Genomic DNA, 16,353 nt, shown 5'->3' with positions numbered 1-16,353 from the left:
CGTCGCCCCTCAGAGAGTAGGTATGGCAATGAGCACAGGAACAATGCAGCGGTCCCGCGGAAGTTATGTGGACCGCCCATCATCGAGCTCCTTGGCCGACGTCGTCGAGATCATTCTCGACAAAGGTCTGGTCATCGACGCCTACATCCGTGTCTCCCTGGTAGGCATCGAAGTTCTCACCATCGACGCCAGGATCGTGATCGCCAGCGTGGACACATACTTGCGCTTCGCCGAGGCGACCAACCGTCTGGACCTCGCTGCCCAAGGAGGCCGGGACCTCCCGGACCTCATGAGCGGCATGGCCGAAGGCGGCGCCGAAGGCAAGTCCAAAGGTGCCGTAGAGGGCGTCAAAGAGGCCCTCACCTCCGGTGACGATGACGACGACGAGGAAGAGCAGCCGAAGCGCCGGACTCGTCAGAGCAGTAAATCAGAATGAGCAGCAATGTCAGGGACTACGCCGCTGAGGTCTACCTCTACGGCGTAGTCCCGGCTCAGACCGAGCTTCCCTCAGACCTGCAGGGTGTACAGGCCCAGCCGGTGCATCTGGTGGAGCACGGGCGCGTAGCTATGCTCGCCAGCGAGGTAGACCAGGATCAGGAACTAGGAACTCCGGATGACCTGCTTGCCCACACTAAGACGCTGGACGAGGTAGCCAGCCACTCCCCGGTGCTTCCGCTGGCCTTCGGCACGGTGCTTCCTGACGCCCAGGCGGTCGCCGACGATGTGCTGGTCCCCGGTGAGGAGGCCTACCACTCGGCCATCCAGAATGTCACTGGTCACGCCCAGTACACACTGACGGTGACCTTTGACCGTGAGACTCTCCTGCGGGAGATCGTCCAGGAGGTCCCTGAGGCCGAGCAGCTGCGGGCCACCATCGCTGGAACCACGGAGGATGAGACTCGGCCACAGCGCATCCAGCTCGGCGAACTTATGGTTAAGGCTCTGGAGCAGCGGCAGCCGGAGGCGGCCGCGCCTGTGCTGGAACGTCTCAATCAGGTCACCGACGACCTCACAGAGCACGAGCGGAGACAGCCTGACGATGTGACCGAGGTGGCGGCACTGGTCGCAAGTCACCAGACGGAAGCCTTCGAAGAGGCTGTGGAGGATCTTGCACGCGAGTACCATCCTCGGTGCAAGTTCCGACTGGTCGGCCCGCAGGCGCCCTATGACTTCGTTCCGGAGGTGTGAACCACCATGGGTCTGTTCTCCGCGCTGTTCACCGCACCCTTAGCACCACTGCGCGGCACAGTGTGGGTGGCCGAGCAGATCTACCAAGAGGCTGAGCGGCAACATTACGATCCGGGCAGCATCAGGCGGCAGCTCCGCGATGTGGAGGCAGCCCGCAGCTCGGGGGATCTGGACCCAGAGGAAGCTTCCGAGTTGGAGCGTGAGCTGGTAGCTCGCCTCATGGAGTCCACACGACGCAGACAAACCTAAGGAGAGACACTGTGAGTGACGGCGACTCAGATACTAAGAAGAGCACCAAGTCCGAGGAGAGCACGAGCCAGCAGCGGCCCCGGAAGAAAGCCAGCGCCTCAAGCTCATCCAGCAGCTCGGGCAGCTCAAGCAGCACAGCCCAGAAGAGCCGCAGCAGTTCTCAGGGCTCTTCGAGTGGGTCATCCAACGGGGCGCGCCGGACGAGTGGGAAGGCCAGCGAGGGCTCGTCGTCGAGCTCATCCGCTAAGTCATCCTCCTCACCACAGAGGTCATCTCGTCTCGGCGCCGTGAGCGCCAGCAAGAAGGCCATCGAACAGTTCAGCACGCTGACAGGGAGGGCGCCAGAGTCTGTCATCGGTGTCAAGAAAAGCGATGACGGCTGGCACGTGACTCTGGAAGTGCTCGAGGCGGAGCGCGTGCCAAGCACCTCTGACCTACTTGCTGAATACGATATAGACCTGGACAGCTCCGGTGAGCTGCTCAGCTATGAGAGGATCAATCGCTACGTGCGGGGACGCCCCGACGCCTGAGCCGCTCTTCCAGAACTGCCCATAGAGCGAACATCCACACTCGGAGGACTTACAGAAAATGGCCAAACAGCCCGGCGAAGCGATGGAACCCCAACGCAGCCGCGAAGGGACCCTCCTGCAGGTGGTGGAAACACTTCTGGACAAGGGTCTGGTGCTCAACGCCGACATCATGGTCTCCGTTGCCGGTGTGGAGCTGTTAGGGATCCGCATCCGAGCAGCACTTGCCTCTTTTGAGACTGCGGCCAAATTTGGTCTTGACTTCCCCGCGGGGACAGACCGCGAGACCGTGGCGTGGAAGGAAGCGATCGAGCAGAAGGAAACCTGCCCGGAGTGTGCCAAGCGGTCACCGCTGAAGCAGCTGATGGACGAGTACTGCCCCTGGTGCGGTTGGCAGTCGGCGTACTCCAAGCGCCTCGAACAGAACGGTACGGCCGAACTCGAGTCCGCGGAGGAGACCTCAGAGTCAGAGACTGACTCTGAAGCCGCGTCCAGTAAGTGATGGTCCGTGGCTGACAAAGACCTGACACCACCCCGCAGCTCCGCTGTGGAACAGTCCTCCGCCATGCAGCCTACGCGGGACCCGGGTGCCACCCTCCCTGACCTGCTGGAGGTGCTGCTGAACAAAGGTGTGCACCTCAACCTGGACCTGATCATCTCAGTGGCCGATGTGCCGCTGATCGGCATCAATCTCCGCGCCACCATCGCGGGTATCGAGACGATGATCGAATACGGCATGATGCGCCAGTGGGACGAACAGACCCGCGCCTGGGTGCAGCGTTCCCTCACCCGCCACTTGCCCATGGCCGAAGGCGAGGAGGTCGTCGCGGCGATGGCTGCCAGCCATTATCAGGATGACTTCTATGGAACCTGGCGGCCCGGCAGGGCGTACCTCACCAACAAACGGCTCATCATTCACAGACGCGATCCTGCCGAGACTCTGTGGCAGGCCGACCTGGACGCGATCACCAGCGTCGAATCGTTCACGGAGTCATCCATCGGCGGTGAAGAACGACTCCGGCTGAAGGTAGTGCTCCGTGATGGCAGCGACACCACAATATCGGCCCTGGACGCCAAGCACCTGCTCTCGTTGATCCGTAAGCAGCGTCAGCTCCCGGAGGCCTCAGCAACCGGCACAGCCGCCACCGAAGATGAGGGGCCTACAATGAATGGCACCATGTGGTACTTAGAATCCTTCGCCCAGGGGGCGATGTGGCGCGGCGGGAGGGCCACCCTGACTCCAGAGGGCCTGCTGACCTGGAAATCACCCATGGACAATCGTCCCTCGCTGCGGATCGAACCCAGCCAGCTGAAGGCGGTTCACCCGGAGAAGCACACCAACCCCACAGACTATGCGCAGGTGCTGCGCCTAGAGACCGACCGCGGTGACATCCGCGTGGCCAGTCCTGACTTGGACCGGTGGCAGCAAGCGCTGGGCAAGCAGCCCGAGAAGAGCCAGGAGGTGACCAGTGGCACTGCAGGTGAATGAGGAGAGCCTCAAACATGGAGTTCTCACTCTGGTCGTCACCCTGGTTGAAGTCATCCAGGAGGCTTTGGAGACCCAGGCGGTCCGCCGCATGGAAGGCGGTGACCTGACCGAGGAGGAGCAGAACCGGCTGGGTGAAGCGCTTCTGGAGCTCGATGAAGCGATGGACCAGATAAAGGCCGATCACGGGATCACAGATTCGGTGATGGATCTGCACCGAGGCTTGGACGACGTCGTCAATGAGGTCGTCGACAAACTCATCAACCCGCAACGGTGGGCTCAGGAAGCTCAGAAAGAGAGCACATGAGCGGAGCGACGCTCTACGTCTACGCCATCATTCCCGGGGGCAGCCCAGCTCCCACAATCACCGGAATCGACGGCAGTCCGCTGCACACAGTGGACGCTGACCTCGTTTCTGCGGTGGTGCATACTCACCACAGCAGCCCATATGAGGGCCCGGACGACGACGTCAAGCGCTGGGTGTTGGAGCACAGCGACGTGATCGATCAGTGCTGGAACCAGGCCCCCAGTGTGCTGCCGGTGTCGTTCAATGTGATCGCCCGCGGTTCGGAGGAGTCCGGCGCTACTGCCACGGACCAGCTGCGCCGCTGGTTGCAGGACACTGGTGAGGAGCTCATGCAGAGACTCAACGATCTGGCCGGCACCTCCGAGCTGCGCGTTGAAATCAACCTCGATACTGACCATTTCTCGCAGAACGAGCCCGAGGTCACCGCACTGAAGGCCGATCTGGAGGGTAAGGCTCCTGGTGTGCGCAGGTTGCTGGAGAAACGCCTGCAGAAGGTGCAGAAGCAGCTCACCGAGACGGCGGCAGACCGGCTCTACCCTGAGTACCGATCGCGAATCGCCGCCCAGTGCCAGCAGCTCCAGGATTACGCCACCACCCAGCGTCCCGAAGGTGCCGTCTCAGTGCTCACGGCGGCCTGCCTGGTGGACTCAGCACACACCTCACAGCTGGGGGCGGAACTGACCCAGATCCAGGAGGAAACACCCTCGGCCCAGATCCGGTTCCTAGGGCCATGGCCGCCGTACTCCTTTGTGGACATCGACGCAGGGCTTGTCACCGCTCAGGGCCAAACGGGTAGCGTCTAGGCAATCGTATTCATGAAGCGCATTCTCACCTACGGCACTTTCGACTTACTGCACTGGGGTCATATTCACCTGCTCCAGCGCGCCAAGGCAATGGGGGACTACTTGGTGGTGGGCCTCTCCACCGATGAGTTCAATGAGGCGAAGCCGGGAAAGCAGCCAAGCTATCACCCATTTGAGGTGCGCAAGATCATGCTGGAGTCCATCCGCTACGTGGACCTGGTCATCCCGGAAGAGAGCTGGGAGCAGAAAAGCCGGGACGTGGGGACGCACGATATAGACCTGGTAGTCATGGGGTCCGACTGGGCCAACTCTCCGCGTTTCGAATACCTGCGGAAGCACTGCGACGTGGAATACCTGCCGCGCACCGAGGGAACCTCGACCTCGGAGATCCGCCGGGACCTGTTGTTTGAAGCGATCGAATACATGCGTGAGGACCAAGCCGCCGAGGAGGCGGAAAAGCGCAAGCCGGTGCCGCCTGCTTTCACTCCCCCGCCGCCCAGCACTGCTCAACTGCGCTCGCTGGGATCAACTCCGGACCGACGATTTCCGCGTCCCCCCAGCCGTTAGCCGCCTGCCGCCGCTTCCAGCACCTCTGGGGAGAGGTTGTACATCCTGAGTTTGGCGTACGCCTCAATCTGCTCATCGCTCAGCTGCCGGATTACCTGAGCCTCCTCTTCTGGTCCGCCGTATACCTGTGTCCCGCCTTGGGGCAGGGAGGAAGACAAGGGCCCTCCGTGCAGGGGCACATCGATCACGCTGATGGCCGCCGCGGTGAGGGAGATGACATGCGAACGGTCGATCAGCCCCAGTCCTTCCAGCAACGCCTTGGTGGACGTGCCGTGGGAGACGATCACCACAGTGCGCAGGTCATAATCGGTGTCCACTGACGCGGTCGGTGCGATGTCGGCCGCGTTTCGCACGATCGAGAAGAAGGCGGCTTTCATCCGGCCCACCACTGCACTGGGGTGCTCTCCCCCGGGCGGGGTGCCGGTGCCCTTCTTCCATGCGATGTACTCTTCGGCGTATTCGCTCTTGGCGGCAGCGGTCTTCATCCCCTCCCAGGTACCAAGGGTCTGCTCAACCAGCCGCGGGTCCTCCACGGGGTCGAACCCCAGACCGAACTCGGCGAACGTGGCATGGGTGCGCTTCAGCGGAGAGACGTAGCCGGCCTGAGGATGTTGCCCCCGGACGTAGAGCCCGGCTGCGCGGGCCTGCTGAAGGCCCGATGCTGCGAGCGCGACCTCTGACTGGCCCTGCAGTCGGTGGGATCGGTTCCATTCCGTCTCACCGTGCCGAACGCAGATGACGCGAATCATGAAACTCCTCCCTCCCGCGCCTTGGAGCCAACGCCCAGAGGGCCGGATTCAAGGCGGCTCAGGTAGTCATTCTCACTGAGGCTGAGGACCTCAGCGGTGGTGCCGTGAGCAGTGATGAGACCGGCCTGGTGGAGGCGGGCTGTCCAGCGGAATTCGTAGGCGAGGTCGTGCATGATCACTACGTCGTTGGTCTGATTGTGGGGACCGAAGGCGGAGTAGCTTGCCCGGTACCCGGAGGCGGCGAAGGTCTCTCCGGCGTAGAGGTCCGCATTGAACACAGCGAGCTCTGCTGGCTGGAACTGCAGCAGGTCGTAGACGATGCGCTGCAGGCCCATCGGTGCTCCGCGGAAGTACAACCCTTGTTCGAACCGTGCAGGCCGCAGCCACTGTGGCCATTTCTGCAGGCTGGGTGCCTCAACAAAGAACGGCCGGGTCACAGCCCGCTGGAAGGTTCCGGATTCGGCGGCTGCGGAGATTTCCGCGAAGTCCCGCAGCAGGTCCCGCCCGGCGTAGTAGGCGATGTCGGTGCGTCCACCTGCGTGCTCGTAGGTCCCTGCGGGGGCGTGGCGAGTGCGTACCACCACGTCGAATGACTCAATGAGCTCTCCCAGTCCGTCACCGGAGGATGGTCCGACGACGGCGATCCGCTTGCCCTCAACCAATTCGCTCATTCCCTCCTCACCAGGCAGTCTCATAGTGTGCCGGCGGTCCAGGGTGTGCCCCTGCAACGGGGCGGCGTCGCCCATGATCAGGGCGGCATCAGCGTGCAGCTTCTGGGCGTGGAGGCGCGTGCGCGGGTCGGAGCGGTCTACGGGGGGTGTCTTTGCGGTGGCGCGGAGCCATTGGTGGTCTTCAAGGTAGGCGTAGGCGCCCAGCAGGTGTTTGAGCCAGATCCCGGATTCTAGGGGGATCCCTGCGAGCTCCTTGACCCGGTTGCGCGCAGCGGCCTCCCGGACCTGGAATCCGACGGCGAACTCCCCGAGGAACTGCATCCGTGCCGCGATGGCTTCCAGAAGCAGCTGATGCAGGCTGGGAAGCTCACCCCGGTGATCCTCCAACATCGTCTTTGCACATTGCACGGCGTGCGGGCCCGGGGCCTGGGCGAAGATGCGTGAGAGTTCATCCCAGAAGCCGGTGCCTGCGCGCAACGGCCCACGTCGTGGTGTCAGGACCTGCACCACATTCCAGATGCGGGGCCAGTCGTAGTGAGTCCGCGCTCCGATGGTCAGCGCCCCCTCCACCGCTCGCAGGTCTTTGGGGTTGACGGCGAACGCCTGCTCGTAGTGGTTCACGGCAGCGCTGAGGTCGGAGACGTAGGGTTTGCGGTGAGCTGCGGCGGCAGCCAGATGGTTCCCTGCTGAGGGTGAGTTTATCGCGCGCGCGGCTAAGTCGATCGGTCTGGGGCGTTCAACAGGCGTGCCGGGAACGAGCCCGGCCACAGGATCATAGGTGATCCCGTCAGCTTGCTCGTCTGCGGGCAGAGTGCGGGTGAGCAGATCCGCAGCAATCCCCCGGTAGGTTCCGGTGGCTTCCTGGTCGCGCGGCTGCAGACGCGCTGCGGTATTGCGGATAAGCCAAGCGCTGGCCGGGATGCGCCCAAGCCGCCGGGCGGTCCTGGTGAAGAGTGCAGCGGCCGCGATCTTCCAGCGCAGGCCGTGGAGACTTACTGCCACGGGCTCACCTGATGCGCGTTCTTAGGGCTGGAGATTCTGTGAGGCTCTGCAGGTAGTCCGCTTCGCTCAAGCCCATCACGTCGCCGGCCACGCCATGGCCGGTGAGCACCCCGGAGGCGGCGATTGCTTTGGTGAGGCGGTGTTCGAACACCAGGTCGTGGGCGAGGAGGATTTCGTTGACGATGGAATAAGGCCCGAGGCCGGAGTCCTTGTCTTCGCGGTAGCCGGCGCCGAAGGCGGTCTGCCCGGTGAAGAAGTCGATGTTGAACAGGCCGATCTGGGCCGGTTCGAACTGCAGGACGTCATAGAGAATGCGACCGATTCCCATGGGTGGTCCATGGAAGCCCAGTGAGAAGTCATGCCGGTAGAACCGGAGCCAATCCGGCTGCTCATCAGTGAAGCTGCTCATGCTTAAGCCTCGCCCGACCACCATTTTCAGTTCTCCACTGTCTACGGCATCGCGGGCGACGGGCATGAAGTCGGTGAGGTCGCGACCGGAGAAATAGCTGATGTCGGTGCGGCTGCCTAGGCGGGCAGCGTCGTCGTCATTGAACTCGGTCATCAACCGGGGCCGGATGACCACATCGTACGAGTCAATCATCTCCCCGAGCCGGTCTCCGGTATCAGCGGGGCCGACGACGGCTACCCGCTGGCCGGCGATGAGGCTGCGGAATGTCTCCTCATTGGGAAGCGGCAGGTCCTGGGCCCGCGCTCTGGCGTAGTCCACCAAAGGTGCGGGGCGGCCCTGGATGAGATGCACGTCGGCGGCCATCTTTTCCAGGCGGTGCCGCTCCGGGGTGCTGCTCGGCTCCCAGGGCATGGGGTCGATCAGCTGCTGCGCCTCCTCATATCGCTCCAGGTAGAGCAGCGCAGAGAGCAGTTTCTGCCGGTGTCTGCTATGGGCGGCGCTGGCGGTGCCCAACCAGGCGATGGTGCGTTCAGCCTGGTGGCGTCGGAGCGCGAAACCGGGTTGCATACGCTGGGCGAAGTGCAGCCGGTAGATCAGCAGGCTGGTGGTGGGCCAGGAGAGTCGGTGTCCTTTGACTGCGGCCACCTTCAGTCGCACCAGTGCAGCACTGATGTCTGCGTCGGCAGCACCGTCGGCGAACATCGGGCGTAGGACTGTCATCAGCCCCAGGCGTGTGCCCCGGCCCCGGCGTGTGCGGGCGCCTTCGAAGCGTTCGGCGTTGCGCCAGAGTCGCGCCCAGTCCTGGTCGGCGCGGCACCCCATCAGCAGCAGTCCTCTGAACGCGGTGGGGCTGCTGGGCTTCAGCTGCAGGGCACGCTCGTAGGCATCGAACGACTTGTCCAGTTCGGCGACGTGGGGTTTTCGGTAGGCGGCTGCCAGGTCACTCCACCATTGAGCTTTCGGTTCCATCTCTGCGGCGTCGCGCATCAGGCTCAACCCGGTGGTCCAGTCCCCGCCAGCAAACTCGAGTTTGCCGCGTTCGTGGAGGACGCTGGCGTTATCTGGAGCAATCTGCTGGGCGTTGGCCAGAGCATCCCGTGCAGCGGCGGTGTCAGCAGAAGGGCCGTGTTCCAGCCCGGCGACGGGGTCGTGCACGACTGCACCCCAGGAGTTGCGTTGCAGCGACCTGGAGAGCGCGACCCACCTCAGCGGGTTTTCTGGTTCCAGGACTGCGGCACGTTCACGCAGCAGACGGGCTGCGGAGTACTCCTTGAGTTTGGTGAAGCGCAGCGCCAAGTGTTCCAAAGTGGCCGCATCATTGATGGTCTCCGGGTCCAGTTGATCGAGCAGTTTCATGGCCCCGCCGCGGTTGGCCTCGAAGAGGACCGTAGCGACCTTTTCTCGGAAGGACCCAAGCGCGGATTTCTTTGGGCTCAAGTCCGTCGCATTGCCGGGTGCCAGCATGCGGTCGGCCCCGATTACAGCGCGCGCCAGCGCTGTGTCGGCAGCTGGGATCGCGGACAGACTGCGGATTGCCTTCTGGGCGACTTCTGCGCCCATGACCAAACGTTTAACCATCGGTGAGCCAGTCTAGCCAGTGGTCCTCAGGAGGGTGGGAGCCCAGCCCAGTCCAGCTCTTCCTGCCTCCAGGATCCATACGGGCCTCGCTCTGCGCGTTTGTCAGCCTGGACGCTGACTGCGCTGAGAAGCTTTTCTGTAAACCTTCCGTGCGGTCCTCAGGATCACCGGTGTGATGGGTTTGCGTGGGACCTGGGCTCGCCGTCCTGCGGCCCGGTGAGCGTCGCTGAGGTAGCGAGTGACTTTCGGGTGACCGTCATCCTTCAGGAGCCGCTCTTGCGCTTGGGCCAGACGGGCCCCGCCCAGACTGCCTTGGTTGTAGAGAAAGTACGCGTAGCGTTCATATTCAGTCAGCGGGATCTGCGGATGCGGTGCGAGCTCTTCGGGGTCCAGTGACTGCAGCAGTGTGCTCCAACCCCGGGGCTGCTCAAGGGCCTCTCCTTCTAATCTTTTCTCCGCGTCGCGGAACAGCTTGTCGAAGTGATTCAGAAGCCTGTCGCTGTAGGTGACGGTGCCCCGAAACTCAGCGCCTGAGGAGAAGGTGAATTCACCGAAGTAGGGCCCGTTGGCGGTGTCGTAGAGGTCCACCCGGACGAATGGTGCATCAGTCATATGTGAGAGCTCTATGGCCCACCGGGAGAGCATCACCGCTGAGCGCGGGACGATGGGCACCCCAGCTTGGAGGTCTTGGGGCTTGAACCGGTAGTCGCGGCCAGCGATGAGTGGTTTGAGGTTTCGGTCGAGCTTGACCATGCGCGGTGGGGAGGAGTTTCGGTCGATCTGCGCGACCATCCCGATCTGCCCCTGAAACATGTAGAACTTGTAGTCGAAGGGCACCATCCCTGGCTGAGCGCCGCGCAGCAGTTCCTCGACAATCCAGGCTGGATTCTTGCGTCGAAACCTGGTGGCTACCGCGTCTTGGTGTTCGCGAATGCCTTCCAGACTCCATTCGCGCAGCGCCATGTGGTCGAAGTAGGTGTCCTCCCCAGTGCGCTCCAACAGCATGACGCCCTTTGCCGACCATCCCTGAGCAAACTTCAGTGCCACTCTTTCGCCCAACACCTCTGGGGTGATCTGCTCAGTGGATGTCAGCACCGCATGCTGCTTGGGCAGGCCGATCTTCGTGCCGCCCAGCGTCTTGTCTTCCAGGAGCTGGTGGACGTTGGTCTTGTTGGAGAGGTCCTTTCGGTGTTGAGTGCCGCGCCTGCGGAACTCAGCAGCGGTGAAGCGGAGAAAGGGCGACTCGTTGGCAGCTGGGAGATTCTGAATGAGCGTCTTTCCGTTCTGGTCACGTGGTGATGCGTCGGCACCGGAAGCTGGTGATGTCTTGTTCTAACACACGAACCTTCCACGGTCCGCAAAGGCATCTGGTCAGAGGATACTGATGCCCCGCAACTCTTTGGCACGCACAATGTCTTCGAGCAGGTTGAACTGGTCCTCCCAATCAATGTCGAGCACTACGCTTTCCGGCAGCTCATACATATGTGGATTGTGCCCCACCCGGTCGCCGGCCTCCCGCATGACCGCGAATGGGATCAGGTAGGCGCCGTGGTTGATTTCAAACAGCGGGGTGATGTCTTGACTGCGGGGCCACTTCTCCGCGGTGGGGTCATAGTTGTATGGCCCCTTCTCATCCCAGAGGAAGGTCTGGCGCTTGGTGACAGTGAGCAGGCTGTCGTGTCCGCGGGCGGCTGCGGCACGCCATGCGGCAATCAGCTCGGTGAAGTGGTGGGATCCGATCAGCGGGTGGGTCACGTGTGTCATGCACATGGTCCCGGTGTCCTGCAGCTGCGCCACATAGTCGATGAACTCGCTCATCGGCGTGGAGGAGCGCCCCAGTTCGTCTGGACGTTCCAACGCCACGATCCGCTCATCCTGGTGGGTGCGGGCGAAACCTGCGGTGTAGTCCAACACTGCCGGGTCATTGGAGGAAACGATAATTTGATCAATGCCTGGGGTGCGCGTGAGCTGTTTCAGTTTCAGCTCCAGCAGACCGCCCTGGTAGGAGGCGAAAGGACGGGTGTTCTTCTGCTTGACGCGTTCACTGCCAGCCCGGCAGGGCACCACAGCGATGATCGGGTCTGTATCCGCCACTCAGTCTCACTCCGTTCAGTCCGCATCGTAGTGTACCGCCGACGGCCCGCCCGTGAGGCAGACTGGCACCATAGTGGCAGCTGACGTGGCCGACCGATAGAACGGAGCGGCCAGGTCACACGGTGCCCGAGGACAAGGATTCTTGGGGCCACGTTTAGCAGACTGTGCGCTGGGCCGCTGTACTGAGGGCTCGGCATGAGCCAGGCTGGGGAGTGCCCCTGGGCGCCTAACCGGAGGAAAAGATTGAAGACCATCGACGAGCACTTCGTAAGCACTATGGAAGCGCATCAGCCGTCTGGCGACCAACAGCGGGTCAGCGGGCACGCCGCTGATTTGCGTGCCCTGTTCACCGCCCAGGCACAGAGTCGGCATTTGGATTTCGCCGCCCGCTGGTTGCAGGCCAAGGGGCAGGGCTATTACACGATCGGTTCAGCAGGTCATGAGAGCAACGCTGTGCTGGGCCTGGTTTCTCGGGTCACTGACCCGGCCCTGCTGCACTACCGGTCCGGCGGGTTCTACGCGGCGCGGGCCGGATTGGCAGGCAGCGAGCACGGCATCGCCGATGTGCTCGCCAGCCTGACCTCAGCAACGAATGACCCGATGTCAGGTGGCCGGCACAAGGTGTTCGGGCACCCCGGCCTGCACATCATCCCGCAAACCTCCACCATTGCTTCCCATATTCCGCGTGCCGTGGGCCTGGCGTATGCGCTGGGAATGGCAAGGGCTGCGAGCGACGAGACCCCTTGGCCCGATGACGCTATTGTTCTGTGCAGTTTTGGCGACGCCTCGGCCAACCACTCAACTGCTGCGGGGGCTTTCAACGCCGCCGCCTATCTGCACCACCGAGGGTTGGACTGTCCGGTGCTGCTGGTGTGCGAGGACAATGACATTGGCATCAGCACCAGAACTCCGCCCGGATGGACTGAAGCGGCGCTGCGCAACATCCCCGGTCTCCCGTACTGGTACGCCGACGGCGCCGAGCCCGCCTCGTTGCTTGAGGTGGCCTCTGAAGCGGTGAGCAGCGTGCGCGAATCCCGTTCCCCCGCGGTGCTGCACCTGAAGACTGTGCGCTTCATGGGACATGCCGGGTCCGATGCTGAAATCGCGTATCGGACCCAGTCAGAGATCCTCTCCGACTACAACAGGGATCCGCTGCTGCGCACTGCGTTCAGTCTGGTGAACGGAGGGATCATGACCGCCTCCGAAGTCGTCGAGAAGTATGAGGACGCACGAGACCATGTCATGCGCGGTGCGGAGAATATTCTCGACACCCCTCGGCTGGCCAGCCGCGACTCGGTGATGAGCCCGCTGGCCCTGCCGGAAGCTGCACCTGCGGAACCGGTGGTGCCTAGTCACGCAGCCAGGCAACAAATATGGGGCCGCGAGCTGCCCGAGGACGGCAAACCGTTGACGCTGGCGCAGTCGATCAACGCCACTTTGGCCGACCAGATGGCAGCCGACCAACGGGTGCTGGTATTCGGAGAGGACGTCTCGGTCAAGGGTGGGGTCTATGGGGTGACCCGCGGGTTGCGCAAGCGGTTCGGCGGCAGACGGATCTTCGACACGCTCTTGGACGAGCAGACCATCCTAGGCACGGCTCTGGGTGCTGCCTTGGCCGGCTATGTCCCTGTCCCGGAGATCCAGTACCTGGCATACCTGCACAATGCCGAGGACCAGCTCCGGGGGGAAGCGGCGACCCTGCGGTTCTTTTCCGCCGGTCAGTACCACAACGGCATGGTGGTCCGAGTCGCGGGGCTGGCCTATCAGAAAGGCTTCGGTGGCCACTTTCACAATGACAACTCGTTGAGCGTGCTGCGTGATATCCCCGGGGTCATTCTTGCGGTGCCCAGCCACCCAGCCGAGGCGCCGGGGCTGTTGCGAACCTGCTTCGAACTGGCCCGCAGTGATGGCCGAGTTTGTGTCTTCTTGGAGCCGATCGCGCTGTATCACACCCGAGATCTGCACCAGAAAGGCGACAGTGGGTGGACTGCTGCCTACCCTCCCCCACAAGCACCCCATGCAGCGACACCTCTGGGTGAGATCGCCAGACATGGTGCCGGCAAGGACGTGCTGCTGGTGACCTTCGGCAATGGTGTCCCCATGAGTCTGCGAGCCGCAGACACGTTGGCCGAATCCGGCGTTCACTCCACAGTCGTCGACCTGCGGTGGTTGGCGCCGCTGCCCGAAGCGGCACTTCGCAGAGTCGCTGCAGATTTCGAGGCTGTGATGGTTGTGGATGAAACCCGCCGCAGCGGTGGTGTCTCGGAAGCGGTGACAACCAGTCTGATCGACGGTGGCTACCGGGGCAGACTATCTCGGGTCACCAGTGCGGACAGCTTCCTCCCCCTGGGCCCGGCAGCAGAGACCGTGCTTCTGAGCGAAGATGAAATCATCCGCGCCGTCCATGAACTCCTGGAGTAGGTGCTGATCTAGGAAGCCCATTTCGTCCTTACCTCAGCCCACGGGTTCAACGTGCCGTAAGATCCTCTTATGCTCAACCCTCTTCATCTGCGAACCTTCTCGGTGGTCATGCGACTGGGCTCATTCGCCGCAGCGGGGCGCGAATTGGGCTACACGGGGTCAGCGGTTTCGCAACAGATAAGCGCCCTTGAAACACAAACTGGGCTTACTCTTTTCGAACGCTACGGCCACAACATACGTGCCACACAGTCGGCACGTATGCTCAGCGAGCGAGCCGGGGAAACCTTGAGCGCCCTGAACGCGCTGGAGCAGGCGGTGGGTGAGATGGCTACAGGTGCTCGCGGTCGGCTGGGTCTAGGGTCGTTCCCAACTGCCAGCGAAGTGCTGATTCCCGCAGTGCTCGGCCGGTTTTCCCGGGTCTTTCCAGATGTTGAGGTCAGGTTCCACGACGGCGAGCCGGAGTTTCTGGTTCCGCGGCTATTGGAAGGTGATCTGGACCTGCTCGTCTCCTACCGCTATGACCTGGTGCCGCGCGGGTGGCCCGCTGCTGTCCACCGGACGCCGGTGATGGCCGAAGAGCTGCGCCTTCTGGTGCCGCCCAGTTATCAGACCGCGGGGCGCGAGTTCACGCTGAGCGACTTCGCTGAAGCGCCGTGGATTTCCACGCGGGAAGAAAGCGCAGGAAACCTAGCAGTTGAACGAGCCTGCGCTGCAGCCGGGTTCTCTCCGGAGATCAAGTACAGAACCAACGACTACGACGTCATCGCAAGCTTTGTTCTGGCCGGCCTGGGAGTGGCAGCGGTGCCGCTGCTGGCATACGGCAACCGCTCAGATCTGACCACCCTCTCCCCGACCGATTTCACGATCCGGCGCCACATTGAGCTCCTCACCATCAAAGGTTCAGCCGACCCAGCTGTGGACTCTCTGATAGCCACGATTCAGACAGAGGCGGCCAATCTTTCTTCTCGACATTCTTCCCCCAGCTTGCTCGGTTAAGCTGGGGCTGCGAATGGGGTCCGAGGCGTCACCCCGCTGGAGTGGACTCTGGGGTGAAGCCTCGGGCCCGCATTGCAGACATCACGCGGTCTTGGGCGAGGTGATGCGCGGCTTTCAGCGGGGAAATATCCTGTGATTGGCTTGCAGCCAGCACGCGGACCGAATTCGCTCTCAGCTTCTCGCTGATCATTGAGAAGACCCCGCCGGGATCCACCACAAATGGGGAATAGCGCGCATCACTGGAATGCGCGGCAGCAATGATCCCTCCGGCGTTGGCAATGAAGTCCGGCACCACGGCGATACCCCGTTGATGCAGAACTTCCCTCGCCCGGGCCGTGGTCGGCAGATTGGCGCCCTCGACGATCAGTTGCGCAGTGGTGTTGCGTGCCACCTCCTCAGTGATCGCTTCTGCGGCTGCAGCTGGTATCAGCACATCAACCGGTATGTTGAACAGCTGCTGGGGTGAGGCAGTGAATGATGCATGCTCCCGCAGCGCATCGTCTCCGGCAGCCTTCGAAGCAGCCACCAGGCTCGGCACGTCCAAACCGTTGGGGTCGCAAATGCAACCAGCGACCGTTGAGACGGCGGTCACCTGGGCGCCTAAGGCGTGCAGGCGCTCCACGGCGGCCCGGCCAACGGCACCGAATCCCTGCACCGCGACGCGCGCGTTCTTCAGATCGATCCCTGCGTGCTGCGCGGCGGCATCGGATGCTTCGGCCACGCCATAGCCTGTCACACCCAATTGATCGTAGGGCAGGCCACCAAGGTCGCGAGGAAGCCCCGTAGAGGCGCCACGATCATTGAGCTCATCCACAAAGATCGCCGCATCCTCTTCGGCCAGACCCATATCGAGCCCGAAGACGTAGTCTCTCGGCACCTCGTCGGCCAAGGCACGTGCGAAAGCGCGAAGGATTCGCTCCTTATCGAGGGAACGCGGATCTCCAAGAATGCCCGCCTTAGCACCACCGTGGAAGAGGTCGACGGCGGCCCACTTCCACGTCATAGTCCTGGCCAGCTGGGACACCTCTCCCACCGTCACAGTGGGGCTCATGCGCGTCCCACCCTTCCCGGTGCCACGGGCGGTGTTGTCGATCACCAGTACTCCGCGCATCCCCGATTTTCGGTCAGAGACGATCACCACCTTCTCCGGACCCCAATGATCAATGGACACAAGTGGATCAGCAGACATTGACACTCCAGTCTCTTAGCGTGAACCCCTTCAGCCTGGCACTGGAAGCGACAGGCTTCCAGGTCGGGAGCCCACCGAGTCAAGAAGGAGGCGTAAGGATTGCTTTCTCTCGGACGA

The 16,353-nt window shown here is 62.7% G+C and carries 18 protein-coding genes; 12 read left to right on the top strand and 6 right to left on the bottom strand.

The window, feature by feature from the left end; translation table 11 throughout:
- Positions 1-28: 28 nt before the first annotated feature.
- The 9 genes from gvpJ to D3250_RS04080 are packed head-to-tail and all read left to right on the top strand — an operon-like array spanning position 29 to position 5,127.
- Positions 29-436, top strand: a complete 408-nt coding sequence (gvpJ, locus tag D3250_RS04120; protein WP_119902044.1) for a gas vesicle protein GvpJ — start codon at positions 29-31, stop codon at positions 434-436.
- Entirely contained in the window at positions 433-1,188 is a 756-nt protein-coding gene (locus D3250_RS04115) for a GvpL/GvpF family gas vesicle protein (protein WP_119902043.1), read from the top strand. The genes gvpJ and D3250_RS04115 overlap by 4 nt, the downstream gene beginning before the upstream one ends.
- A gap of 6 nt (positions 1,189-1,194) precedes the next feature.
- Complete coding sequence (locus D3250_RS04110; RefSeq protein ID WP_119902042.1) at positions 1,195-1,437, top strand: gas vesicle protein GvpG; 243 nt, start codon at positions 1,195-1,197, stop codon at positions 1,435-1,437.
- Positions 1,438-1,448: 11 nt separating this feature from the next.
- Positions 1,449-1,967 carry a gas vesicle protein GvpO gene (locus D3250_RS11935; RefSeq protein ID WP_119902041.1) on the top strand — a complete coding sequence of 173 codons (519 nt, stop codon included), beginning with the start codon at positions 1,449-1,451 and terminating at the stop codon, positions 1,965-1,967.
- A gap of 58 nt (positions 1,968-2,025) precedes the next feature.
- Positions 2,026-2,466 carry a gas vesicle protein gene (locus D3250_RS12120; protein WP_318778940.1) on the top strand — a complete coding sequence of 147 codons (441 nt, stop codon included), beginning with the start codon at positions 2,026-2,028 and terminating at the stop codon, positions 2,464-2,466.
- 6 nt (positions 2,467-2,472) lie between these two features.
- Positions 2,473-3,453, top strand: a complete 981-nt coding sequence (locus D3250_RS04095) for a gas vesicle protein (RefSeq protein ID WP_225973120.1) — start codon at positions 2,473-2,475, stop codon at positions 3,451-3,453.
- Positions 3,434-3,757, top strand: a complete 324-nt coding sequence (locus D3250_RS04090) for a gas vesicle protein K (protein WP_119902040.1) — start codon at positions 3,434-3,436, stop codon at positions 3,755-3,757. The genes D3250_RS04095 and D3250_RS04090 overlap by 20 nt, the downstream gene beginning before the upstream one ends.
- Positions 3,754-4,560, top strand: coding sequence for a GvpL/GvpF family gas vesicle protein (locus tag D3250_RS04085; RefSeq protein ID WP_119902039.1), 807 nt, complete (start codon positions 3,754-3,756; stop codon positions 4,558-4,560). Before D3250_RS04090 ends, D3250_RS04085 begins: the two co-directional genes overlap by 4 nt.
- A 12-nt stretch (positions 4,561-4,572) precedes the next feature.
- On the top strand, positions 4,573-5,127 hold the full coding sequence (locus D3250_RS04080; RefSeq protein ID WP_119902038.1) for an adenylyltransferase/cytidyltransferase family protein: 555 nt from the start codon (positions 4,573-4,575) through the stop codon (positions 5,125-5,127).
- Here the strand turns inward: D3250_RS04080 and D3250_RS04075 are convergent.
- The 4 genes from D3250_RS04075 to D3250_RS04060 form a co-directional block, all read right to left on the bottom strand.
- Positions 5,124-5,876, bottom strand: coding sequence for a histidine phosphatase family protein (locus D3250_RS04075; RefSeq protein ID WP_119902037.1), 753 nt, complete (start codon positions 5,874-5,876; stop codon positions 5,124-5,126). The genes D3250_RS04080 and D3250_RS04075 overlap by 4 nt on opposite strands.
- Positions 5,873-7,549 (bottom strand): glycosyltransferase family 29 protein, encoded by a 1,677-nt coding sequence (locus D3250_RS04070; RefSeq protein WP_119902036.1) that lies wholly within the window; start codon positions 7,547-7,549, stop codon positions 5,873-5,875. The genes D3250_RS04075 and D3250_RS04070 overlap by 4 nt, the downstream gene beginning before the upstream one ends.
- A gap of 4 nt (positions 7,550-7,553) precedes the next feature.
- Positions 7,554-9,536 carry a tetratricopeptide repeat protein gene (locus D3250_RS04065; RefSeq protein ID WP_119902035.1) on the bottom strand — a complete coding sequence of 661 codons (1,983 nt, stop codon included), beginning with the start codon at positions 9,534-9,536 and terminating at the stop codon, positions 7,554-7,556.
- 102 nt (positions 9,537-9,638) lie between these two features.
- Complete coding sequence (locus tag D3250_RS04060; protein WP_225973156.1) at positions 9,639-10,685, bottom strand: ATP-grasp fold amidoligase family protein; 1,047 nt, start codon at positions 10,683-10,685, stop codon at positions 9,639-9,641.
- On the opposite strand from D3250_RS04060, the gene D3250_RS11925 reads away from it, so the two are divergent.
- Positions 10,635-10,835, top strand: a complete 201-nt coding sequence (locus D3250_RS11925; RefSeq protein ID WP_225973119.1) for a hypothetical protein — start codon at positions 10,635-10,637, stop codon at positions 10,833-10,835. The genes D3250_RS04060 and D3250_RS11925 overlap by 51 nt on opposite strands.
- Positions 10,836-10,907: 72 nt before the next feature.
- Here the strand turns inward: D3250_RS11925 and D3250_RS04055 are convergent, their stop codons facing one another.
- Positions 10,908-11,630 (bottom strand): acylneuraminate cytidylyltransferase family protein, encoded by a 723-nt coding sequence (locus D3250_RS04055; protein ID WP_119902033.1) that lies wholly within the window; start codon positions 11,628-11,630, stop codon positions 10,908-10,910.
- Positions 11,631-11,873: 243 nt separating this feature from the next.
- Here D3250_RS04055 and D3250_RS04050 point away from each other — a divergent pair, with 243 nt between their 5' ends.
- Complete coding sequence (locus D3250_RS04050; RefSeq protein WP_225973118.1) at positions 11,874-14,051, top strand: thiamine pyrophosphate-dependent enzyme; 2,178 nt, start codon at positions 11,874-11,876, stop codon at positions 14,049-14,051.
- A 69-nt stretch (positions 14,052-14,120) separates the two neighbouring features.
- Positions 14,121-15,047: a LysR family transcriptional regulator gene (locus tag D3250_RS04045; protein ID WP_119902032.1), complete on the top strand. Its 927-nt coding sequence runs from the start codon at positions 14,121-14,123 to the stop codon at positions 15,045-15,047.
- Between the two features lie 28 nt (positions 15,048-15,075).
- Here the strand turns inward: D3250_RS04045 and D3250_RS04040 are convergent, their stop codons facing one another.
- The gene (locus tag D3250_RS04040; RefSeq protein ID WP_119902031.1) at positions 15,076-16,236 is read right to left on the bottom strand and encodes a Glu/Leu/Phe/Val family dehydrogenase; all 1,161 of its coding nucleotides are present in this window, start codon (positions 16,234-16,236) and stop codon (positions 15,076-15,078) included.
- Between the last annotated feature and the right edge of the window lie 117 nt (positions 16,237-16,353).

It is taken from the genome of Nesterenkonia natronophila, from assembly GCF_003595215.1.
GTDB lineage: Bacteria > Actinomycetota > Actinomycetes > Actinomycetales > Micrococcaceae > Nesterenkonia > Nesterenkonia natronophila.
This window is presented reverse-complemented; position numbering and strand designations above follow the sequence as displayed.